The following is a 21,432-nucleotide window of genomic DNA, read 5'->3' on the forward strand; positions in this document are numbered from 1 at the left end:
TCTCCTGGAATCCTTAGCTGACCCAGCCCGCAAGGACTGCGACGGGGATCAGCACATTGCCGATCAGGACGATGGCGGGAACAAGGTAAGCAACGAAGGAGAGCACAGCACGCCAGCGCTTACCCACAATGCCCAGGTCGCTCACTGCCACCCACATGCCGTGAGTGAGGTGCAGGAACAGACAGAGCTGAGCAATGATGTAGAAGATGGCCACGGCCGGACGGCTGAAGGTTGCCACAACGTTGGCATACACCTCACCGTGCTCGAAGGACGCGGATGCTGCCGGCTGGACACCAACGGTCAGGTCCAGAATGTGGAAGATGATGAAGGCCAACAGCACGATGCCGGTGACGATCATGGTCTGCGTCGCGAAGCTCTGCAGACCGCCCATCTTGTTGGTGCGGCGGAACTTGCCGCGGGATTGGTGAGCACGGCCCACGATGGCGAAGGCTCCCCAGATGTGGAGAATGATGCCCACCAGCAAGACAATGCGCAGGATCCACAGCACCGACCCATAAGGCATAACGGGCTCACCGACGGTACGGAAGAACTCGCCGTACTCGTCGAGCGCGGGGCGGCCATCATGATCCGGCAAGAAGATCTTCAGGTTACCCACCATGTGGACGACGACGAATGCGGCAAAGATCAGGCCGGTAATCGCCATCGTGAGCTTCACGGCCCAGGTGGGATAACCCGGCCGCTCGCGGAGTGGTTTTTCAGTAATTTTGCCGTGCGCGATTGCGTCACGGTCGTCATATTTAACAGTCATGGCACCTCCAGTGTCGCTAATACCTTACGGCCGTTTTCACAGGCGGAACCACTCGCTCCATGACGGGGTGACCCAACTCACAACGCTATAACTAGCATGTTCTACGTTCTTTAGGTTAGGCTCGCCTCTAGAAGAAGTGTGCTGCGCGGCCATTATGGCAGTTCACTGCGAATTCTCATTCCTCTATCAGGATACGCGGTTGGTGGGCCGTTTCGAGATTCACATTTACCCCAAGCCCCACAATCAACCCCTATCGGGGGCACTTTCGCGATCCACAATTACGCAACATTTTTGATTCTTAATTCACCTCGCGCGCCCGCATCGTCCCCGCGAGTGCTCGCCGCACCCTACCCCAGCCTCATCGCGGCCACGGAGGACTATATGCCCAGCTCATGGCGTCGATAAGAGCGTCACAGACAGCGCTCGAGACAGCACGGCCACGGGGGACACCCGCGGAAAACCACACCCATAGGTGGGCGTATATACGCCGCAGCCCGGCGCGCGGGCACCCCGAATACGCGGGTGAACAGGCACTGCCTCCGGGGCGGGCAGGGATCCGGTTGAGGTGATGCCGCTCACGTACTATGTCTCTATGGGAAAAACATACGTGGGTTCCAGGTTGCGGCAGCTGCGGCGGGAACGTGACCTCAGCCAGGCGTCCCTCGCGGACACGCTGGGTCTTTCCGCCTCGTATGTCAATCAGATTGAACACGATGTGCGCCCGCTGACCGTGTCGGTGCTGTCCAAAATCACCGAGGCCTTCGGGATTGACGCCACCTTCTTCTCCCACGAGGACGATTCTCGACTCCTGGCCGAGGTGAAGGACGTCATCGCCGACAAGGAGCTGGTGGCCCAGCCGGTGGATCTGGCAGAGCTCTCCGAGGTAGTAGCCGATCACCCCACGGTGGCCAAGACCATCGTGGACATGCACCGGCGCTATCGCACTATCCGCGATAAGCTCTCGCTGCTCACCGATGAACGCAGCCGCGGCGAGGAGCGGCAGGACCACACCGGCGACCTGCTGGATATGCCCCACGAGCAGGTGCGGGATTTCATCCACGCCAATAACAATTACTTTCACCAGCTCGACACCGCGGCGGAGCAGCTCCACCAGAAGCTGGGGCTGCAGCTCGGCTCTACTCCCGCCACCTTGGCGGCACTGCACCAGTACATCACCGAGCAGCACGGGGTGACAGTGCTGCCCACCGCCACTGGCACCACCCTGCACCGCTATGACCCCAGCGCCGCCACGCTGGAGATCTCCAGCCTCATCGGGCCGGGCCAGCAGGCTTTTCGCATCGCCAGCGTGCTCGCCCACCTCGAGCTCGGCCCCGAGCTGCAGCGGCTGGTCGAGGAGACGGACTTCAGCACCCGCGAGTCCTCCCTGCTGGCGCTGCGCGGCCTGGCCAGCTACTACGCCGCCGCGCTGCTGCTGCCCTATACCGAGTTCCACGAGCTGGTGGACAAGACCCGCTATGACTTGGAGTACCTAGCCAACTACACCGGCCTCGGTTTTGAGACCATCTGCCACCGCGTATCGACGCTGCAACGCCCAGGGCTGCGGGGCATTCCTTTTACCTTCATCCGCGTCGACCGCGCCGGCAATATGTCCAAGCGGCTGTCCGCCGGGGGCTTTCACTTCACCCATTCCGGCGGCACCTGCCCGCTGTGGAATGTCTACGAGGCCTTCTCCAACCCGGGGCATATGCAGCGCCAATATGCCTCCATGCCCGATGGCCGCACCTATGTGTGGGTCGCCCGCACCGTCAGCCATCGCTATGGCACCTTCGACCAGGGCGGCAAGGAATTCGCAATCGGCTTAGGCTGCGAGGCCCGGCACGCGGGGCGCATGGTGTATTTCGATGCGCTTCCGATAGACAACCCCGCCGCCGCGGTGCCGATCGGTCCCGGCTGTCGGGTATGTGCTCGCACGGACTGCGCGCAGCGCGCCTTCCCAGCCATCCAGGGCATTGCGCGCTTCGACGCCCACTCCTCCTCCCTCGCCGCCTACTAGGAGGCGTGCATCACCGACGGCTATCTCGACGGCCATGCCCGCGGCTACCATGAGATTCATGCTGGAAGCTCTGCCTGTCTCCCCCGCTGACCCTGCCGCCATCCTGCCTGATCTCGCCGCGGCCCTCGCCGGTGAGCGCAGCCTGCTGCCGCTGCCCGCCCAGGACCGCTCCCGCGCCCAGCAGCTGGCCCGCACCATGCGCGTTGGCGAGGAGATCGATCCCGAGGTAGCGCTGGTGGTATCCACCTCCGGCTCCACCGGCACCCCCAAGGGGGCGCTGCTGAGCGGCGAGAACCTCGCCTCCTCGGCGGTGGCCACCCATAATGCCCTGCACGGGCCGGGGGCGTGGCTCTTGGCCTTGCCCGCCCATCACATCGCCGGGCTGCAGGTGCTCATCCGCAGCATCCTCGCCGAGACGACCCCCACCACCCTCGATGTCTCCGGCGGCTTTCACCTCGCGGACTTCGCTCGCGCCACCGCCCAGGCCCGGCGCGCTGCCGGGGAGGATCCGCTCTACACCGCACTCGTGCCCAACCAGCTGCACAAGGCCTTGGCATCGCTGCAGGGCATCGAGGCTTTGCGGCTTTACGACGCCATCCTGGTCGGCGGCGGCCCCACCACCGAAAGCACCCGCACCGCCGCCCGGCGCCTCGGGATCTCCGTGGTGTGCACCTATGGTTCCTCGGAGACGGCGGGCGGCTGTATCTACGATGGCGTGCCCATCGAGTGGGCCTCAGTGAAGCTCACGGGGCAGCATGGGCGGATTCATCTGGGCGGACCGATGGTGGCCCGCGGTTACCGCAATGTGGGCCCGGAGGATACGGATGCTTTTGCCCACCCGGGCTGGTTTTCGACCAATGATTGCGGGCACATCACGGATGGCCTGCTGCAGGTGACCGGCCGGCTCGATGCGATCATCTCCTCCGGCGGGCTGAAGCTGCACCCCGAGGTGTTAGAGCAGGAGCTGCTCAATATCGCTGGGGTGGACACAGCGTGTGTCACCGGCATCCCCGATGCGCGCCTTGGGCAGGCCATTGTGGCGGCCTATACCGGCACGGCGCGGGTGGGCGAGATCATTGAGGCGCTCGATCATCTTCCCCGCTGGCAGTTGCCGAAGCAGTTGCTGCGGGTAGACGCCTTACCGCTCACCGGCCCAGGCAAGGTGGATCGGCGGGCGGTGGCGCGGCTGTTCTAGCGATTCGCCTGATCGAGCGTGACGACGTCATCTCGGGTGTATAGCCGCGCAATGGCGGCATCATTGCCGTGGGCGAGATTCTCCCGTACCAGCGGGTGCAGGGCCGCCGAGGGCAGCAGCGGGAAGGTGCGTGGTGTGGCCGCCACCTGCGCCACGGGCAGTTCGGCGCGCAGGGCGGTGTGGTGCAGCAGCAGATCATCGCAGTGCAGACTGGCGGCGATATCTTCGCGGCGCAGCTGGGCGAGCCGCTGCACGAATCCCGGCGGGTAGCACACCCCGCTCACCCCGGTGGGCACGTGCAGCAGCGAGGCGCTGGTGCTGCGCACGGGATTCCAGTGGATATAGGGGGCGATGCGCTGGCCGTGCAGCCTGATCTGGTGGGCGCGGTGCGCGGTGATCTGCGTGGGCTGGGCCGCCGCGAGGAGCTGCGGCACGCACGCAGGCGGATAGAGCACATCATCGTCGATGGTGATGAGCCAGCTCTGTGGGTGGGCCCGCGCCGCCGGTAAGTATTTGGTGTGTGGCCCCAGGCCCGGTTCTGCCTGGCGGATGCGCAGGCCGCGGGCGCAGAGCCGCTGCAGACCGGCCGAACGCGGGGCGTGATAGTCCTGCGGTTCGAGCCACAATTCCACCGGGGCGGCATGGGCCACCGATTCGATGGCGAGATGCACCCAGCGCAGCCGGCGGCCATAGCTGCTGAGGCTAATGACCACGTGGGGGTGCTGCGGCACGGGGGTGCGCGAGGTGTGGTTGCGCCACACCAGCCGCAGCAGCAAGGGAAGATGACGTAGCGCGTTGATCGCCGCGGTAGAGAGATAGTTCAGCCACACACGCTTGAGATTAGCCCAGCAGACCCCGGCGCTGAGTTCAGCACCCCAAGCACCACGAGGGGACGGGCCGCGGGTAGAAATAGTAGCTATGCAGAACTCCCGTTCCACCGCGACCGCCGCCGACTGGCTCGAAGGGGCCCGACCGCACACCTGGGCCAATGCTTTCGCCCCCGTGATTGCTGGCACGGGGGCCGCCGCCTATGCCCAAGGGGCCTCGCTGCCCCGCGCCCTGCTGGCGCTGCTGGTGGCATGGGCGTTGATTGTTGGCGTGAACTACGCCAATGACTACTCGGATGGGATCCGCGGCACCGATGATGATCGCTCCGGGCCGCTGCGGCTCACCGGCTCGGGTCTGGCGGCGCCGGCGAAGGTCAAGCGCGCCGCATTCGCCGCCTTCGGGGTGGCGGCGGTGGCGGGGATTGTGCTTTCGCTGCTGAGCGCGTGGTGGCTGATCCTCGTGGGTATCGCTTGTATCGCGGGGGCGTGGTTCTACACCGGTGGCTCGCGCCCCTATGGCTATCGCGGGCTGGGCGAGGTGTCCGTGTTTGTGTTCTTCGGCCTCGTGGCCGTGCTGGGCACCGAGTTCACCCAAGCGGGTTCCATCAGTGCCGTGGGCGTGGCCTTGGCGGTGAGCGTGGGCGCAATGTCGGCCGCGGTGAACCTAGCCAATAACCTGCGCGATATCCCCTCCGATAGCGCCACCGGGAAAACCACGCTGGCGGTGATTCTCGGCGATCAGCGCACCCGCAGCCTGTGGCTGGCGCTCATAGCCGTGCCGCTGGTGGCCATCCTGCTGCTCGCAGTCAGTGCCACCTGGTGGTGTGTGGTGGGTGTGCTGGCGGCGCCCTTCCTTGTGGCCGCGGCGCGGCCAGTGCGTGGCGGCGCCACTGGCACGGCACTCATCCCCGTGCTGGGGCTGACTGGGCGCGGGATGCTGGTGTTCTCCCTCGTTATCGCCGCCGCGTTAACGCTGGCTGGCTAGCGCCGCTTAGCGATGAGCTAGCTCTTCCTCGACCCACTTCTTGTGGGCCTTACGCTGCTCATCCCACTCGGCCATTTCGCCGGTGACGCGCATCCGCAGGGAGCTGAAGAGCAGCAACGAGAGCGGGAAGGCCACGAGGAGGGCCAGCAGCGCGCAGATGAGCCAAGGCACGGGGGAATCAATGAGCACCGCCGCCCCCTTGATGAGCGCGGTGAGTACGACGAAGAGCACAATGCGCGCGCCCCCATACAGCGCGGAGTCTTTCCACGCGCGGCTGCGCAGCTCTGTATCCAACTCCGGCGCGTCCGATTCAACCCTGCTAGTCACAAGCACCGAGTTTAGCCGTATCCTTGGGGGGAAGAAAACGTAGCCCGCATCATTGTTTGTAGAGATCGGAGTTGTCAGCGAGTGGGTCGTCTCATCGTTCTCATTCTCATCATTGCCGCCCTGGTGCTGATCTGGAAGGCCTTTGGGCCCTCAAGCTGGAAACGAAACAACCAGCTCCAGCAGTCGCAGCGGCCCGTCATCAAGGGTCCCGACGATGATGAGGAGTTCCTCTGGGAGCTGGAAAAACGCCAGTTCAAGGAGCGGCGCGCCCGCCAGCAGGAACTCGAGCGCCAAGCCCAGGAGGCCGAGGAGCGGCGCCGCCGCGAACGCAGGCAGGAGCAGCGCCGGATCGAAGAACGCCGCACCGCCGAGCACCTTGGCCCCTCCACGGCGGACACTCCCCAAGAAAAACCGGAGGAAAACCCAGAGGAGAAACCAAGTTCCTAGCCGGGGTTAGGAACGGGCGGCGGCGGCCTGTTCGCGCCGAAGAATCTCGCTCAAGTAGGCGCCATAGCCGGACTTCTCCAGACGCTGCGCTCGGATGCGCAGCTGCTCATCAGAGATCAGCCCCATGCGCCACGCCACCTCTTCTGGGCAGCTGATCTTGAGTCCTTGGCGCTTTTCGATGGTGCGCACAAAATCGCCGGCGTCCATGAGTGATTCATGGGTGCCGGTGTCCAGCCATGCGGTGCCACGCGGCAGCACCTCCACCTGCAGCGCCTGCCGCTGCAAATAGTGGTTGTTGATATCGGTGATCTCCAGCTCGCCGCGAGCGCTCGGGGTGAGTCCGGCGGCGATATCTACCACCTCGTTGTCGTAGAAATACAGGCCCGGCACCGCGAACTGGGAGCGCGGATGGGCCGGTTTTTCCTCCAGCGACAGCGCATTGCCCTCTCGGTCGAACTCCACCACCCCATAAGCGCTGGGATCAGCCACCCAATAGGCGAAGATCGCCCCGCCCTCCACCTCGGTGAAGCGGCGCAGCTGGGTGCCGAGGCCGGCACCATAGAAGATGTTATCGCCGAGAATCAACGCCACGCTGTCCTCGCCAATATGGTCCCGGCCGATGCGGAAGGCGTCGGCAAGCCCCCGAGGGGCGTCCTGGGTGGCGAAACTCAAGGAGATACCGAATTGGGACCCATCCCCAAGGAGGCGGCGAAACTGCGGCTCATCGTGCGGGTCCACGATCACGAGAATGTCATCAATACCCGCCAGCATGAGCGTGGACAGCGGGTAGTAGATCATGGGCTTGTCATAGACCGGAACCAGCTGTTTGGAGACGCCTAGGGTGATGGGCCACAGCCGCGAACCGGTGCCGCCCGCGAGGATGATGCCTTTCACTGCTGCGCTTCCTCGTTCGCCAGCACCCACCCATCCTTGTACATGTTGAGCAGCTCCTCGCAGTCCTCGACGGTGGGCAGATGCTCGCGGGCCTCGTCCAGCCCCGGGGCGGCGCGGTCCTTATCGCTCAAGATCGGATCGCTGACCGGCCATTCGATGCCGAGGCTGCTATCGAGCGGATCGACGCCAAAATCGACATTCGGGTCGTATTCGCTGGAGGTGAGATAGCAGACGGTGGAATCGCGCACCGCGGCAAAACCGTGAGCGAAGCCATCCGGGATATAGAGGCACCGGCGGTTCTCCTCGGAGAGGGGCACGCCCTCCCAGCGACCGAAGGTCTCCGAGCCTAGGCGCACATCCACCAACACATCCCAGATCTCGCCACTGACGCAGGTGACGTACTTCTGCTGCCCGGGGAACACGGCGGTGAAGTGCAGCCCGCGCAGGACTCCGGCTCGGGAGACAGACATATTCGCCTGCTGCAAAGCAAAAGGGTGGCCGGTGAAGGATTCAAACTCGGTGGCCTTAAACCACTCGTGGAAGCTGCCCCGCGCATCGGGGTGCACGGTGGGCTCGGTGTAGAAACTGGGCAGGGTGGAGAGTTCATGCAGCATAGGCACCACTATAGTGCCGCGCGGCGTGGTGCTGCACCCCGCTGAGCAGTGTGGCTAGACGCCGCGAGCGGCGTAGAGCTCCTCGGAGCGGGCATAGGCCGCCTGCCACCACTGCGGATTGTGGCGATAAAACTCCACGGTCTCTTCCAGCCCGGCGCGCAGCGTGGTGTGTGCCGGCGCCCACCCGAGTTCCTCGGTGGAACTGGGATCGATGGCGTAGCGACGATCATGGCCGGGCCGATCGCGCACATACTCGATAGCGCCGCCGCCGATGATCTCGACGAGCAGCTCGGCCACGTCCCTATTGGAGGCCTCCCCGTCCGCCCCGATGAGATAGGTGGAGCCGATCCTGCCGGCGTCGATAATGCGCCATACGGCGTCGTTGTGATCGTCCACGTGAATCCAGTCCCGCACATTGCGGCCATCGCCGTAGAGGCGCACGGACTCGCCCTGCAGCAGCTTGAGGATTTGCCGGGGAATGAACTTCTCCGGGTGCTGATAGGGGCCGTAGTTATTGCTGCAATTAGAAATGGTCGCCTGCAGCCCATAGGAGCGCACGAAGGCGCGGATCATGTGATCGCTGGCCGCCTTCGACGCCGAGTAGGGCGAGGAGGGCCGATAGGGGCTATCCACCCGGAAACGTTCCGCGGAGTCGAGGGGCAGATCGCCATAGACCTCATCGGTGGAGATGTGGTGCATGCGCACCCCGTGCGCCACCGCGCACTTGGCGAGGGTCACCGTGCCCTCCACATTGGTACGGGCAAAAACCTCGGGGTGGTCGATGGAATTATCGTTGTGGCTTTCCGCGGCGAAGTGCACCAGGAGGTCGGCGTCGTGAAGCAGCTCGTGCACGAGCTGCTCATCGCAGATATTCCCCTGCACCAGCTGCGCATCCGTACCGGCCAGACTATCGGGGTTGGCAGCGTAGGTGAGCGCATCGAGGACGGTGATGCGCTCCACCTCGGGGCGAGTGAGCCGAGTACGGCGCACAAAGTTCGCGCCAATGAAACCGGCGCCGCCGGTGACCACGAGATGCACGACAGAGGTCCTTTCTGCGCGGGCGAGAAGCGGGCGCGGTGCGGGCGAGAAGCGGGCGCGGTGCGGGCGCGCCGCAGTGGCCACACCCGCTCGGTACAGGCAGGGGCGTTAGTTGAGGCCAGCGTAGGAGTGCAGGCCAGAGGTGACCATGTTGATGAAGAAGAGGTTAAACACCATGGTGCCGAGGCAGACCACGTTGATCCAGGCGGAGAACACGCGGCTGAAGGAGGGGATGGCGCGGGCGTGGAGATAGGCGGCCAAGAGCAGCCAGGTGACCAGCGACATGGTCTCCTTCGGATCCCAGCCCCAGAAACGGCCCCACGCGGACTCTGCCCAGATCGCACCCAAGGCAATACCCAGGCCGAAGATCGGTAGCGCCCAGATGGCCGTTTTATAGGCAATCTGATCCAAGACCTTCGCCGCGGGCAGCGGCCGGGCCACCCGCCCTAGGAAAGTAGCGGGCTCCGTGCCCTTGGGGAAGCGACTGCGGAAGAGGAATACCAGCGAGCCGAGGCCGGAGAGCATGCAGATAGAGGCGCCGGTGACCACGGTGGAGACGTGGATGGGATACCACATGGACTGCAGGGCCGGAACCAAAGGCGCGGACTCGGCATAGAGCTTGGTGCCGCCGAAGAACATCAGCGCCAGCACTGGGGTGAGTACCCACGGCCACAGCGCCGGGATGGCGCGGGAGGTGACCATCAGCGCGGTCACCAGCATGGTGCCGAAGGTGATCACGGAGACGTACTCGTAGAGGTTACCGAAGGGGAAGCGGGAGGCGGACACACCGCGCAGCACCAAAGAGGTGGCATGCAGCACAACGCCGAGGAACACCATAGTCTGCGCCATGTTGGCGAAGCGCTGTGCCTTCGCCTCCATGCCTGCTGCCTTCTTCGTTGCGTCCGGCGGCGAGGTAACTGAGCTGCCGGAATCGGCATCCGATCCCGAGGCTGCGCTCGCTGTGCCCACGAGCACGGGGTGTGTGGCGTCGATCGTGGCCTCCACGGCGGCGGTGTGCTTTACGTAATAGACGATCGCGAGCGCAAGCGCCAAGAAGTACACCACAAACGCCGAGGCGAAGGTGAGATCCGAAAATGTCGCCACAGACTGATTAACCGGCAGGGAATTCACTAGTCGTCCTATCCCGTCAAGAGTTTATTCTTCGTGAGAGTGTAGCGAACCTTAGGGCAATTTCAATAAGCCTGCCCTGCTCGACGGGGCCCCAGCGGGGGCCGAGCGGCGTCGCGGCTAGCCCCTAATGTGCTGGGCATCCACCTCGGCGTCGAAGCTCTCATCCTCCGGATCGGGCAGCCCGTAGAGGGCGCGGGCGAGGGTGTCGTGCTCCTCGCCCCAGCCGGCGCGGTCGGTGCGGGCCAAGCCACCGGTCTCTACCCGGGTGCCGCCCGCAACCGGACTGACGCGAATCCAGATGCGGCGGCGCTTGATAGCGAGCGAGCCCACGAGCCCCGCCAGGGTGATCATGGTGCTCACCAGCACCCAGATCTGGGTGGAATCGTGGCTGATCTGCAGGTTCACAAACTCCTTGGCGCCGTCGAAAGTGACGGTGGTGCCATCATCAAGGGTGATGGACTCGCCTTGGAGCAGATTGACGCGCTCCAGCTTCTGCAGCTGGCCGGTGTGCACGAGGGAGGGATCGAGGCTCCACAGCGACTGCCCGCGCCCGGTATCCAGCCCGGCATCGCCGCGATAGATATCGATGGCTAGAGCAGGATCGCGCATCGCAGGGAAAGCAGAGGTGAGCAGCTGATTATTCTCACCGGACCACGCAGCGGTGGGGGCAAAGAGCCCCTCGAGGGCGATCTGGTTTTCACGGCGCTCCGAGAGCTCCTCATACATTCCCGCCGGCGGATCAAAACGCATCGCGCCGGAGGACAGGAAGAAGGTGGGATCATCGGGGCGGAACTGCAGGGTCTGGGTGCGGCTTTCCCCATCCGGCCAGGTGACCGTGACGGTGGGGGCGAAGCCGTGGCCTTGCAGATAGACGCGATCGCCGGCGATACGCAGCGGGTGGTTCACCCGCAGCTCATAGTCCTGCCACGTGGAGGGGTCGGAATATACGTCCTCGCCCTCGGCCCAGGAGACGTTGCTGTGGAACATCTCCGCCTGGCCATTGGGCAGATAGTCGGCGGTGAAGTCGTGGACGTCGATACAGAATGGGTTAAGGCTGGTGCCATCGAAGGTGGCGCCGTGGCGGAAGCTGTCATAGTTTGCCACCGCGGTATTGCAGAACTGCGACTCCTCGGTATCAGCCACCACGATCACTTGCCCCTCGTAGTAGCTCAACCGGCCCCAGGCCACGGTGATCAACATGCCCACTAAACCGAGGTGAAAGACGAGATTGGCCAGCTCGCGCGCATAGCCCTTCTCCCCCGCCAGCGAACGCTGCCCGCTGCGATCCTCCGCGGCCGAGTACTCCTTCAGCCGCCAGCCCTTCATCCGGCTGCGGGCCGCGGCGAGCACCTCATCCGGGCTCTCCTCCACGACGCCCTCGGAGTAGTGCGGGAGGCGCTCCAATTTTTTGGGAGCGCGCACCGGCGGCTGCTTCATGGCCTGATAGTGCTCCCAGCTGCGCGGCAGAATACAGCCGATCAAAGAAATGAACAGCAGCACATAAATCGCGGTGAACCAGGTGGAGCTGAAGACGTCGAAAAGCTGCAGCTTATCGTAGACCTCCGCGATGCGCCCATTGGTGGCAATGTATTCCTCTACCTTGGACTCATTGAGGCTGCGTTGCGGCAAAAGGGCACCGGGAATGGCGCCCAAAGAGAGCAGAAAAAGCAGGATGAGCGCGGTGCGCATACTGGTAAGCCAGTTCCATGCGCGAACGACATAGCGGTTGAGGTTTTTCATGAGGTACTCAGGGTTGTCCTTTGAGGAGTCGGAGCCGCGGCCTAGAGCAGGGTGGTGCCGTAGTTGACGGTCCACTGCCTGATCACGTTAATAAAGCTATCCCACAACCCCGTGACCAAGCACACGCCCACCACGATGAGCAGGGCGCCACCGATCTTCTGGATGGTGCGGGAATGGCGTTTCATCCAGTCCACCGAGTTCATCGCCCGGGCCGACCCCAGCGCCACCAATAAGAAAGGCAGGCCAAGCCCGAGGCAATAGGCAATAATGAGCGCCACCCCGCGGGCGGCGGTGGTGCCTTGGGTGCCGACGGCCACGGAGATGATCGCTGCCAGAGTGGGGCCTAAGCAGGGTGTCCAGCCTAGGGCGAAGACCCCGCCGAGGAGCGGGGCCCCCACCCAGGTGGAGATGCGCTTCGGCTGCAGTCGCGTGTCTTTTTGCAGCGCCGGGATATAGCCCATGAACGCCACGCCCATGATGATGGTGATGACCCCGCCGATCCGCTGCAGCGTGGTGGCCTGCACGGTGAGCGCCTGAATGGTGCCGAAGACGGTGACGGTGGCGAGCACGAACACCACGGTAAAGCCCAGGATGAACAGGCCGGCAGCCCCAGCCACGCGGGCGCGGGAGCCGCGCACCACGGTGCCACCGCGCGCGTCATAGCTCATATCGCCGCCGACCACGCTGGCTAGATAGGAGATATAGCCCGGCACCAGTGGCACCACACAGGGGCTGGCGAAAGACACCAGCCCCGCGAGCGCGGCGGCGAGCAGCCCCAGCAGAAGGGGGCCGCTGGCCACGAGGTCAGCGACGGCGTTGGTGTCCACTCAGATCCTTAGCTCAGTTCTTGGTTCACTGCCTCGAGCAGCTCGGTGTCCGTGACTTCTCGCAGGAACACGTGCGCGGGGCGGTGCTGTCTATCCAGCACGATGGTAGTGGGGATCACGGTGGCGGGAAAACCGCCCAGCGCCACTGCTGATTTGAAGGGCGGATCGTAGATGGAGGGATAGCTCACCCCATTGTCCTTCACGAAGTCCCGTGGCAGCTGCACATTGTGGTCGCGGACATTGATGCCCAGCACGGTGCCCCCGCGGGATTCGATATCCTCCTGCACCCGCTGCAGATCATCTGACTCGGAGCGGCAGGGCGCACACCACTGGCCCCAGGCATTGAGCACCACTACCTGGCCCTCGTAGTCGTCCAGGGAGATTTCTGTGTTCTCGTCCAGCAGCGAGGGCCCCTTGAGCGTGCCGATGGGGGCGCGCTCCTCCTCCGGGTAGTAGATATCGGTTTCGCCGCCGGGCGCCACGAAAGAGAAGGTTCCACCCACGGCCACGGCGTCATCGCCGGTGCTGCAGGCAGTAGCCGTGGCAGCGGCCGCCACCAGGCTCAGAATAAGTACAGTAGTGCGCATCATTACAGGTCCCGTGCAGGTTCGGTGTAGTGCATGTCCATGATGTCCTCGCCATGGAAGATCAGCGAGGTCACTGACGCCAGGTTGCAGCGGCGCAGGGCGGGGTTGTGATACAGCGGCAGGTCCTGCAGATGACGCTGCACGCAGACAATCGGCAGCTGGTGGCTGATCACGATTGCCTCGTGGCCGGCGGCGCGCTCGCGAATATCGGCGATGGTCTCCATCATGCGCTCAGCGATGTGCTCATAGGGCTCACCCCAAGAGGGTACGCGCGGATCCACCAATAGCGGCCAGCGCACCGGATTCCACAGCTGGGAGCGCCATGATTTGATGCGCAATCCCTCGAGGCGATTACCGGCTTCGAGCAGGCCCTCGTTAGTCTGCAGCTCACAGCCCGTAACCTGCTGAAAGGGCTCGGAAGTTTCACGAGTGCGCTGCAGCGGGGAGCTATAGAGCTGGGTCACGTCATGGTCGGCGAAGGAGGCGGCGGTGGCGGCCGCCTGTGCCCGTCCTCGCTCCGATAGGTGATATCCGGGCAAACGACCATAGAGAACGCGCTCAGGGTTGTACACCTCACCATGGCGGACCAGGTGCACAATGGTGGTCTTGGTGGTGCTGGCCACGTTAGGCTCCATCCTTGATTGGGGTGGCGGCGGCCGCAGCCTCGGCAGCCGCACCGAGGGCCTTGTCGATGGTCTCGAAGTCGCGGTCGGTGAGGGCGGTAGAGACGAACCAGGTTTCAAAGACGCTCGGCGGCAGGTGCACGCCGTGCTCCAGCATGGCGTGGAAGAAGGCCGGGTAGCGGAAGGTATCGGCGCCCTGCATATCGGCGAAATTGTGGCCCTCGCCCTCGGCGAAGCGCACCGACATCATGGTGGTGGCGCGCTGAATGTGGTGCGCCACTCCGGCCTTGTCCAGCGCCGCGTGGGTGAGGCTAGCCAGCTGATCGGCATGGGCGCGCACCGTGTCGTAGATGTCTGCGCTGGCATTATCCAGCGAGGCCTTACCGGCGGCCACCGCCACCGGGTTACCGGAGAGGGTGCCGGCCTGGTACACGGGGCCGTGCGGGGCGAGGTATTCCATGATGTCGCGGCGGCCACCGAAGGCCGCGGCGGGCAGCCCGCCGGAGACCACCTTGCCGAAGGTCGTCAGATCGCCGGCCACGCCATCCACGCCATACCAGCCTTGGTAAGAGGTGCGGAAGCCCGTCATCACCTCGTCCATGATCAGTAGCGCGCCATACTCGCCGCACAGGGTCTTGAGCTGCTGGTTGAAGCCCTCCACCGGGGCGACGGTGCCCATATTGCCGGCGGCGGCCTCGGTGATCACACAGGCCACATCCTCCGGATGCGCGGCGAATACGGCGCGGACCGCCTCGATGTCGTTATAGGGCACCACGATCGTGTCGGCGGCGGACGCACCGGTAACACCTGGGCTGCCGGGCAGGGAGTAATCGGCCACACCCGAGCCGGCGGCGGCAAGCAGTGCATCCACGTGGCCGTGATAGCAGCCCTCAAACTTGATGATCTTCGAACGTCCGGTAAAACCACGGGCCAAGCGCACCGCCGACATGGTGGCCTCGGTACCGGAATTCACCAGGCGCACCTCTTCCACCGAGGTGCGATCCACGATGGTCTGGGCCAGTTCTACCTCGCCGAGGGTGGGCGCACCGAAGGAGAGCCCCTTCTCCACGGCCTTCTTCACGGCTTCCACGATGGCGGGGTGGTTGTGCCCGAGCAGCATCGGCCCCCAGGAGCAGAAAAGATCCACGTATTCATTGCCGTCCACATCCACCAGCGTGGAGCCGTGGGCGTGGTCGATGAAGCGGGTTTGGCCTCCCACGGAGCCGAAGGCCCGCACCGGAGAATTCACCCCGCCGGGGATGAGATTCTGCGCGCGATCAAAGTACTCAGCGGAGTGCGAGGTGCTAAAAGTCATGTGCTTCATTGTAGACGTCTCCAGCAGCACGCTTATCGACGCCCACTTCCACCCCTACGGCCGCTCGTGCATACCCAGGAGCGCGCGGGCGGTAGAGCGCGCATGGGCCACCACGGCGGGCACACCCACGCCGCCGACCCATGCTCCGGTGACCGCCACATCCGCATCATGAGCCAATGCCTCCTGCACGGCGGCGACGGTATCTAGGTGGGTGTGGGAGTAGCGCGGGATCCCGCCGTACCAGTACTGGGTGTAGATCTCACTCAGCCCAGCGGCGCGGCCATCGAAGCCGGTGATGGCCTGCAGATCGTCCAAGGCCCAGTCCACCAGCTGGTCCTCATCGGTGCGCAGGTAGGAATCATCGCCATAGCGGCCGAAGCTGGCGCGCACCAGCGCTCCGCCGCGGGCGGCCAAGTGCGGCCACTTCTTCGAGGAGAGCGTAAAGGCCTTGGTGTGCACATTCGACTCATCGGCGGCGATGAGGATTCCGGAGTTATCGGGCAGGCCGGTGGCATCGTCGAACTTCATGCCTACTACCACCGAGCCGGCCAGCTCGACCTGCTTCGCCGCGGCTGCCGCTGCTGGGTTGTGCTGCTTCAGCAGCAGCGCGGTGGTGGGTGCAGGGGTGGCCATAATGACCTTGTCATAGACCTCATCTTCCCCGCCTTTGAGGCGCAGCCCGCCATCGCAGCGCTGCAGCCCAGTGATGAAGGCATCGACGAAAATCCTCGCCCCGGAGCGCTCAGCAAGCGCCTCATAGAAGGTGGCATAGCCGCCATCGAAGGTGGCGAAGATCGGTGTCGGCTCGGTGGCCGGGGCGTCGCTGCGGGCCGCACGTGCGGCGGCGCGCTGCTCATTCATCTTCTTCACCGCCCCCGAGAGCGTGACCTTCTCCCCCGCCTCGACCATGGCGTCGAAGGTTGCGGCCAGCGCCGGAATGGTGGCACGCACGCCCAGATCATCAGCCTGGCAGGAATACACCCCGCCCAGCAGCGAGCTGAGCACATGATCCACCACATCATCGCCATAGCGCTGACGCACCAGCTGTCCGACGCTGAGGTCTTGCCCCACCGTCCACGCGATGGGCTCCTGCTCACCCTCGGCGTCGATGCGGGCGGCCGTGTCGGCGGAAATCAGCTCCCGGATCTCGGCGGCGGTGGCGGGAATTCCCATGGCCCCGCCGCGGGGCAGCGGATGCAATTCCTCTCCGGAGTACACCAGCGAACCGAGGCCAGAGGGGTAGCGCAGACTATCGCTGAGCCCTAGTTCCGCCACGAACTCCTTAATATCTGGGCGCAGGTTGAGGAATGCCTCAGCGCCCATATCCGTCGGCCCCGAGGCGAAGGGCACCGTGAACAGCTTCCCGCCGATACGGTCCGCGGCCTCGTACACATCGATCTGCGCGGAGCTATCGTGCTTGTTCAGCTCATAGGCTGCGGTGAGGCCGGCGAGACCGGCGCCGACAATGGCGTACTTCATGGTTGCTGATGTCACTTCCTAAGTCTCGTGGATGATCTCGACGGCGCGCGTGATCATCTCTGCGTCGGTGCTGGGCAGCACCCCGTGTCCCAGGTTGAAGATATGACCGGTGGCGTCGCCGGCCGCTATGGCCCGCTGGGCCTCGCCCGTGATGCGCTGCACCTCAGAAGAAATCACCTCTGGCGAGGTGAAGAGCATGGCGGGGTCCAAGTTTCCTTGGAGCACCTTGGGGCCGGCGGCGGCACGGATGCGCGAGGCGGCGTCGTCAAGCGGCACGCGCCAATCCACGCCCACCACCTCGGGGCCGGCCTCAGCCATCGCGCCCAGCAGCTCGCCGGTGCCCACGCCGAAGTGGATGCGCGGAATGTCATATTGCTCGATATGCGCGAAGATTTCCTGCGAGTAGGGCAGAACGAACTCGCGGTAGTCGCGCTGGCTGAGGAAACCGGCCCAAGAATCGAAGAGCTGCATGGCGTCGATACCGGCGTGCACCTGGGTATCAAGATAGCCCAGCACGGTGGGCACGATGCGGCGCATAAGCGCATGCCAGTTCTCGGGATCGGCGTGCATCATGGCCTTGGTCTGCTCATGGTTTTTGCTGGGCCCGCCCTCGATGAGATAGCTGGCGAGAGTAAAGGGGGCGCCGATGAAACCGATGAGGGCCTGCTGATCAGTGAGCTCATTGAGGATGAGACCAATGCCCTCGACGATCTCCTCCACATCGTGATCGAGAATCGGCAGCGCCGAAATATCCGAGGCGCAGCGGATCGGCCGCTCCACCACCGGACCGCGGCCGGGCACGATATCGATATCGAGGCCCGCGGCCTTGAGCGGCACCACAATATCGGAGAAAAGGATCGCGGCATCAACATCATGCCGGCGGACCGGCTGCAGGGTGATCTCGGCCAGTAGCTCCGGCATAAAACAGGAGTCCAGCATGGCGATGCCCTCGCGCACCTTGCGATATTCCGGCAGCGACCGCCCTGCCTGGCGCATGAACCACACCGGGGTGCGGCTGGGGGTGCGGCCATGCGCGGCGGCGAGCAACGGCGCGGAAGGGATCGAGCGGCGGCGGGCAGGGGCGGAGTCTGTCATAGTGTTCCATCATGCCCTACCCGTAGGACACGTCGCTAGCGAGCTGCCCCTTGCCGGATCATGGCCCGCCCAGCGGCGCGGCGGCGGCCCCGGCACAGGCTCAGCCGAGCACCGTTTCCAGGGCGGTCGCCGCAGCCACCACGGCCAGCAGCGTGGCGAAGGCCAGGGTGAGCTGATAGGGGCGCACTCGCCGAGTCAGCGGCTCGCCCGCTATGCCGCCCACCACCGAGGCGGCGGTAAAGATCAGCACGGTCAGATAATCTCCGCCGAAGTCGGTGCCGACTCGCGCCGCCAGCCCCGCCAGGGCGCTGATAATCATAATCACCAGCGAGGTTCCGGCGGCCTGGTGCATCCGCATGCCCAGCGCCAGCACCAGCACGGGCACTACGATGAAGCCGCCGCCGACGCCGAAGAACCCGGTGAGAAAACCCGTGGCGCAGGCCAATGCCACCACCAGCCACCAGGGACGAGAGGGCGCCGGTGCGGCCGCGGCGGCCTCGGGCTGGGCGCGATCGCGCAGCCCCCGCCAGCCCATATAGCCGGCCACCACAGCCAGTAGCGCCGCGAAGAGCACCAGGAGCAGATCGGGGTTCACCAGCACCGATACCCGCCCGCCGAGGAAGGAGCCCAGCACCGTGAGCAGGCCAAAGCTGGCGCCGCGACGCCACGCCACCGTGCCGTGGCGGGCGTGGCCGACAAGGGAGAACGCGGCGGTGGTGGCCACGATGATGAGGGATCCGTAGGTGGCATCGTGCGGGGCGAAGCCCAGCAGGAAGATGAGGGCGGGCACGGAGAGGATGCCGCCGCCGGCACCCAATGCACCCACCACGAGCCCCACCCCGAGGCCAACGACAATGGTCAGAAGGATCATGGTGTCTAGGGTAGGCGTCGATACGCTAGAAGCGTCGAGCCTGCTGGGAGGACCACTCCGTAATGAACGAGCTGGTGAGCATGAGCACGGTGGCGGCCATCGGGTGCAGCAGGCCGGCGGCGGCGAGCAGCATCGCGGTGATGTTATACACCCAGGCGAACATGAGGTTGCGGTCGACGAGGGCGCCGACGCGGCGCGCCAAGGTGAAGGCCTCGGGGATGGCGGAGACGTCCTGGCGCAGGATCACCACATCGGCCTCGGGCACATCGAAATTATCGCCGGGCTGGACCAGCAGGCCCACATCGGCCACGTTGAGCGGGCCGCGCACGGACTCATCGCCCACCATGCCCACAACGTTGCCGCGGGTGTGGACGCTGCGGACCGTGACCGTCTTCTTCGCCGGGGCGATGCCGGCGAGCACTTTGGAGATGCCCATGAAGTTCGCCAGGCGGCGCGCCACCGGATAGGCGTCGCGGGTGAGCATGACGGTTTCGATGTCCATCGTCTCCAGCTCGTCGATGGCGTCCATGGCATCGTCCTTGGGATCCGAGTGCATGGTGATCACGCCACGCGGCTTGCCCTTCCAATTGACCACCAGCGGGGTGCCACCGGCGGAGATCGCCAGGGCGAGGCGGCCCTCGAGATCGGACTCGTCGCGAGGCCGCCACAAAGAGGCCTCCACCTGGCGCATCTCCGTTTTACCGCGCGCGACCTCGATGGGTATTTCCACGAGCCCGGTGAAGGTACCGTGCTCGTCCACATGAGCTTGGGAGACATCGATCCAGTGCGGAATCTCCTCGCCGCCGGCCCCGCGGTCGCGGGCTTCGCGGGCGGCCTTGACTAGAGCCTTGGACACCGGATGATCAGACTCCATCGATAGCGCCGCGGCCACGCGCAACACCAGCTCGGGGTTTTCGCGATCGCTGGCGATCACAGTTTCCACCGACATGGTGTCCTTAGTCAGGGTGCCCACGCGGTTGAAGATCACGGTATTGACCCGCTCCATCACGCGGATGGTCTCCGAATTACGGATGAGCAGGCCCTTGCGGGCGCCTGACTCGATGCCATAGCGGGTGGCCAGCGGCGCCGAAATGGCGAGAGATACCGGCGCCACGCAGGCGAGAATGGCGAGCGCCGTGGCGAAGGCGACATTGTAGTTCCCGCGGATGAGCAGCCACATACAGAAATCCACGATGGCGATAGTGACTGCCCAAGGCACCAAGAGAGAGGCAGACCGAGTGGCCAACTGCGCGGAGCGGTTCTGCACGGCCGTGGACTCGTCGATCCAGCGCAGCATCGCAGCCAGCCGGGTGGCGGAGCCGGAGTGGCGGACGCGAATCTTGAGCGGCCCACCCAGGTTAGTGGAGCCGGCATACACCTTGGAATTCACCTTCACGGTGCGGGCGTCTTGGTGGCCCTCATCATGATCCACTGCCGAGCGCAGCAGCCCCGAGGCCACCGTGGAGGCACCGCCCACAACGTGGCCATCGCAGGGAATCACTCCCCCGGTGGGCACCAGGATGTCATCGCCCACCCGCAGCTCCTGCACGGGCACCACCTGTTTGACGGCGGCAGCACGGGGGCCGGCTTTGCGCACCACCGTCACCTCATACATGGTGCCCTCGTGCTCGCGGCGGGCGTCTTCTACCAAGTTGGAGCGGGAGTGGCGCATGGCGATGCGCCCGCCCAGCAGCAGCACCGTCATACCGCAGGCCACATCTAAGAAGAGCTCTCCATCGAGGATCGAGGGGTAGTCATAGGCGAACCAGCGCGGTTCGGAGGTCCAGCCGATAGAGCCGGCTGGGGTGAAAAAGAGCATGATCATGGACCAACCGAAGGCGGCGAGGATGGCCGCCGCACTGGCCGCGTCCAGCGCGGACATCTTCCGCCGCAATCCCCCCAGCGCCGCTCGGTGGAAGGGCCATGCGCCCCAAGTGACCACGGGGATAGATAGCGCGAAGCTGATCCACTGCCAGTAGTCGATCTGTAGCGAGGGCACATAGCTAAAGACCAAAATCGGGATGGTGAGCACGAGGCTCACCAGCAGCCGATCGATAGTGACCAGCCCGCGGGCGGTAAAGAGCACATCGGCGTTGTCGTTGCGCTCCAGGGTTAGGCCCAGGTGCCGGTTTTCGGGGTTGGCCTCGGTGAGGGCCTGCTTGGTGCCTTTGATGCGCTCCAGCAGGGAGCTGCGGTGCGGATGCCGCTGCGCGTGGTGCACCGGCGGGGCGATGAGGCGATCCGCGCGACGACGCAGCGAGCCTTCCGTGAGCTCGGCCCGCACCCCCATATTGGCCAGCTTCTCAATGATCGTCTCGGGCGGGATGCTGGTGGGTGCAGTGATCCACGCGATCGAATTGGTGTAAATCAGCGAGGCCCGCACCCCGTCGATACATTCCAGTGCCTTTTCCACATCGCGTGCCGCAGCGGCCGAGGAGAGCCCTTGCAGCTCGAGGGCAAAGGAAATGAGCTCCGAGCCCTCTCGGGAGGCAAGACGCTGGGAGGCGAGATCAGAGGAGGAGGCATCGGTGTTTAATCCGGCGAGGCTGGCCGCTTTTTTGGCCTCTTTGATGGCCTCGTCCATATCTCGCCAGTCCGCGCGTAGGGCGGCCGGGCTGAGATCGGCGCGACTGCCATTACTCAGGGGGCTCATT

At 64.8% G+C, this 21,432-nt stretch carries 20 protein-coding genes; 4 read left to right on the top strand and 16 right to left on the bottom strand.

Annotated elements, in window-relative coordinates:
- Window positions 1-13: 13 nt before the first annotated feature.
- Window positions 14-769 carry a succinate dehydrogenase cytochrome b subunit gene (locus tag GBB18_RS08575; RefSeq protein ID WP_151549598.1) on the bottom strand — a complete coding sequence of 252 codons (756 nt, stop codon included), beginning with the start codon at window positions 767-769 and terminating at the stop codon, window positions 14-16.
- A gap of 592 nt (window positions 770-1,361) precedes the next feature.
- Between GBB18_RS08575 and GBB18_RS08580 the strand changes: the two genes are divergently transcribed.
- Together GBB18_RS08580 and menE are read left to right on the top strand one after the other, a co-directional pair.
- Window positions 1,362-2,783, top strand: coding sequence for a short-chain fatty acyl-CoA regulator family protein (locus GBB18_RS08580; protein ID WP_151641396.1), 1,422 nt, complete (start codon window positions 1,362-1,364; stop codon window positions 2,781-2,783).
- Window positions 2,784-2,841: 58 nt separating this feature from the next.
- The gene (gene menE / locus GBB18_RS08585; RefSeq protein WP_151549600.1) at window positions 2,842-3,978 is read left to right on the top strand and encodes an o-succinylbenzoate--CoA ligase; all 1,137 of its coding nucleotides are present in this window, start codon (window positions 2,842-2,844) and stop codon (window positions 3,976-3,978) included.
- Here the strand turns inward: menE and GBB18_RS08590 are convergent.
- Complete coding sequence (locus GBB18_RS08590; protein ID WP_151549601.1) at window positions 3,975-4,808, bottom strand: glycosyltransferase; 834 nt, start codon at window positions 4,806-4,808, stop codon at window positions 3,975-3,977. The genes menE and GBB18_RS08590 overlap by 4 nt on opposite strands.
- A gap of 88 nt (window positions 4,809-4,896) precedes the next feature.
- Here GBB18_RS08590 and GBB18_RS08595 point away from each other — a divergent pair, with 88 nt between their 5' ends.
- Window positions 4,897-5,790: a 1,4-dihydroxy-2-naphthoate polyprenyltransferase gene (locus GBB18_RS08595; protein ID WP_151641397.1), complete on the top strand. Its 894-nt coding sequence runs from the start codon at window positions 4,897-4,899 to the stop codon at window positions 5,788-5,790.
- A 6-nt stretch (window positions 5,791-5,796) separates the two neighbouring features.
- On the opposite strand, the gene GBB18_RS08600 is transcribed toward GBB18_RS08595, so the two are convergent.
- Window positions 5,797-6,117 (bottom strand): DUF4229 domain-containing protein, encoded by a 321-nt coding sequence (locus GBB18_RS08600; protein ID WP_225979200.1) that lies wholly within the window; start codon window positions 6,115-6,117, stop codon window positions 5,797-5,799.
- 81 nt (window positions 6,118-6,198) lie between these two features.
- Between GBB18_RS08600 and GBB18_RS08605 the strand changes: the two genes are divergently transcribed.
- Entirely contained in the window at window positions 6,199-6,564 is a 366-nt protein-coding gene (locus tag GBB18_RS08605) for a hypothetical protein (RefSeq protein WP_151641398.1), read from the top strand.
- Between the two features lie 6 nt (window positions 6,565-6,570).
- On the opposite strand, the gene rfbA is transcribed toward GBB18_RS08605, so the two are convergent.
- The 13 genes from rfbA to GBB18_RS08670 all read right to left on the bottom strand — a co-directional run bounded on the left by rfbA (window position 6,571) and on the right by GBB18_RS08670 (window position 21,431).
- Entirely contained in the window at window positions 6,571-7,458 is an 888-nt protein-coding gene (rfbA, locus tag GBB18_RS08610; protein WP_151641399.1) for a glucose-1-phosphate thymidylyltransferase RfbA, read from the bottom strand.
- Window positions 7,455-8,072, bottom strand: a complete 618-nt coding sequence (gene rfbC, locus GBB18_RS08615; RefSeq protein WP_151641400.1) for a dTDP-4-dehydrorhamnose 3,5-epimerase — start codon at window positions 8,070-8,072, stop codon at window positions 7,455-7,457. Before rfbC ends, rfbA begins: the two co-directional genes overlap by 4 nt.
- 54 nt (window positions 8,073-8,126) lie before the next feature.
- Complete coding sequence (gene rfbB, locus GBB18_RS08620) at window positions 8,127-9,110, bottom strand: dTDP-glucose 4,6-dehydratase (RefSeq protein ID WP_151549606.1); 984 nt, start codon at window positions 9,108-9,110, stop codon at window positions 8,127-8,129.
- Window positions 9,111-9,218: 108 nt separating this feature from the next.
- On the bottom strand, window positions 9,219-10,232 hold the full coding sequence (gene ccsB, locus GBB18_RS08625; protein ID WP_192795991.1) for a c-type cytochrome biogenesis protein CcsB: 1,014 nt from the start codon (window positions 10,230-10,232) through the stop codon (window positions 9,219-9,221).
- Between the two features lie 126 nt (window positions 10,233-10,358).
- Window positions 10,359-11,981: a cytochrome c biogenesis protein ResB gene (locus GBB18_RS08630; RefSeq protein WP_151641415.1), complete on the bottom strand. Its 1,623-nt coding sequence runs from the start codon at window positions 11,979-11,981 to the stop codon at window positions 10,359-10,361.
- A gap of 41 nt (window positions 11,982-12,022) precedes the next feature.
- The gene (locus tag GBB18_RS08635) at window positions 12,023-12,808 is read right to left on the bottom strand and encodes a cytochrome c biogenesis CcdA family protein (protein WP_151641402.1); all 786 of its coding nucleotides are present in this window, start codon (window positions 12,806-12,808) and stop codon (window positions 12,023-12,025) included.
- Window positions 12,809-12,816: 8 nt separating this feature from the next.
- Entirely contained in the window at window positions 12,817-13,395 is a 579-nt protein-coding gene (locus tag GBB18_RS08640) for a TlpA disulfide reductase family protein (protein ID WP_151641416.1), read from the bottom strand.
- 2 nt (window positions 13,396-13,397) lie between these two features.
- Window positions 13,398-14,030, bottom strand: a complete 633-nt coding sequence (locus tag GBB18_RS08645) for a histidine phosphatase family protein (protein ID WP_151641403.1) — start codon at window positions 14,028-14,030, stop codon at window positions 13,398-13,400.
- The gene (hemL, locus tag GBB18_RS08650; protein WP_151641404.1) at window positions 14,020-15,333 is read right to left on the bottom strand and encodes a glutamate-1-semialdehyde 2,1-aminomutase; all 1,314 of its coding nucleotides are present in this window, start codon (window positions 15,331-15,333) and stop codon (window positions 14,020-14,022) included. The genes GBB18_RS08645 and hemL overlap by 11 nt, the downstream gene beginning before the upstream one ends.
- Before the next feature lie 54 nt (window positions 15,334-15,387).
- A complete protein-coding gene (locus GBB18_RS08655; RefSeq protein WP_151641417.1) occupies window positions 15,388-16,812 on the bottom strand; it encodes a protoporphyrinogen oxidase in 1,425 nt (474 codons plus the stop codon).
- Window positions 16,813-16,830: 18 nt separating this feature from the next.
- Window positions 16,831-17,907, bottom strand: a complete 1,077-nt coding sequence (hemE, locus tag GBB18_RS08660) for a uroporphyrinogen decarboxylase (RefSeq protein WP_151641405.1) — start codon at window positions 17,905-17,907, stop codon at window positions 16,831-16,833.
- 100 nt (window positions 17,908-18,007) lie between these two features.
- A complete protein-coding gene (locus GBB18_RS08665) occupies window positions 18,008-18,778 on the bottom strand; it encodes a sulfite exporter TauE/SafE family protein (RefSeq protein ID WP_151549612.1) in 771 nt (256 codons plus the stop codon).
- A 25-nt stretch (window positions 18,779-18,803) separates the two neighbouring features.
- Window positions 18,804-21,431, bottom strand: a complete 2,628-nt coding sequence (locus GBB18_RS08670; RefSeq protein WP_151641406.1) for a cation-translocating P-type ATPase — start codon at window positions 21,429-21,431, stop codon at window positions 18,804-18,806.
- Window position 21,432 lies beyond the last annotated feature (1 nt).

The sequence above is a fragment of the Corynebacterium sp. 11A genome, assembly GCF_008930935.1.
Lineage (GTDB): Bacteria > Actinomycetota > Actinomycetes > Mycobacteriales > Mycobacteriaceae > Corynebacterium > Corynebacterium megadyptis.

Bases quoted from the DNA above. Each gene is read 5' to 3' on its own strand.
- rfbC (WP_151641400.1), bottom strand. From the start codon at position 8,072: ATGCTGCATGAACTCTCCACCCTGCCCAGTTTCTACACCGAGCCCACC.
- GBB18_RS08640 (WP_151641416.1), bottom strand. From the start codon at position 13,395: ATGCGCACTACTGTACTTATTCTGAGCCTGGTGGCGGCCGCTGCCACG.
- GBB18_RS08655 (WP_151641417.1), bottom strand. From the start codon at position 16,812: ATGAAGTACGCCATTGTCGGCGCCGGTCTCGCCGGCCTCACCGCAGCC.
- hemE (WP_151641405.1), bottom strand. From the start codon at position 17,907: ATGACAGACTCCGCCCCTGCCCGCCGCCGCTCGATCCCTTCCGCGCCG.
- GBB18_RS08575 (WP_151549598.1), bottom strand. From the start codon at position 769: ATGACTGTTAAATATGACGACCGTGACGCAATCGCGCACGGCAAAATT.
- menE (WP_151549600.1), top strand. From the start codon at position 2,842: ATGCTGGAAGCTCTGCCTGTCTCCCCCGCTGACCCTGCCGCCATCCTG.
- GBB18_RS08580 (WP_151641396.1), top strand. From the start codon at position 1,362: ATGGGAAAAACATACGTGGGTTCCAGGTTGCGGCAGCTGCGGCGGGAA.
- GBB18_RS08645 (WP_151641403.1), bottom strand. From the start codon at position 14,030: ATGGAGCCTAACGTGGCCAGCACCACCAAGACCACCATTGTGCACCTG.
- GBB18_RS08665 (WP_151549612.1), bottom strand. From the start codon at position 18,778: ATGATCCTTCTGACCATTGTCGTTGGCCTCGGGGTGGGGCTCGTGGTG.
- GBB18_RS08595 (WP_151641397.1), top strand. From the start codon at position 4,897: ATGCAGAACTCCCGTTCCACCGCGACCGCCGCCGACTGGCTCGAAGGG.
- GBB18_RS08670 (WP_151641406.1), bottom strand. From the start codon at position 21,431: ATGAGCCCCCTGAGTAATGGCAGTCGCGCCGATCTCAGCCCGGCCGCC.
- hemL (WP_151641404.1), bottom strand. From the start codon at position 15,333: ATGACTTTTAGCACCTCGCACTCCGCTGAGTACTTTGATCGCGCGCAG.
- GBB18_RS08630 (WP_151641415.1), bottom strand. From the start codon at position 11,981: ATGAAAAACCTCAACCGCTATGTCGTTCGCGCATGGAACTGGCTTACC.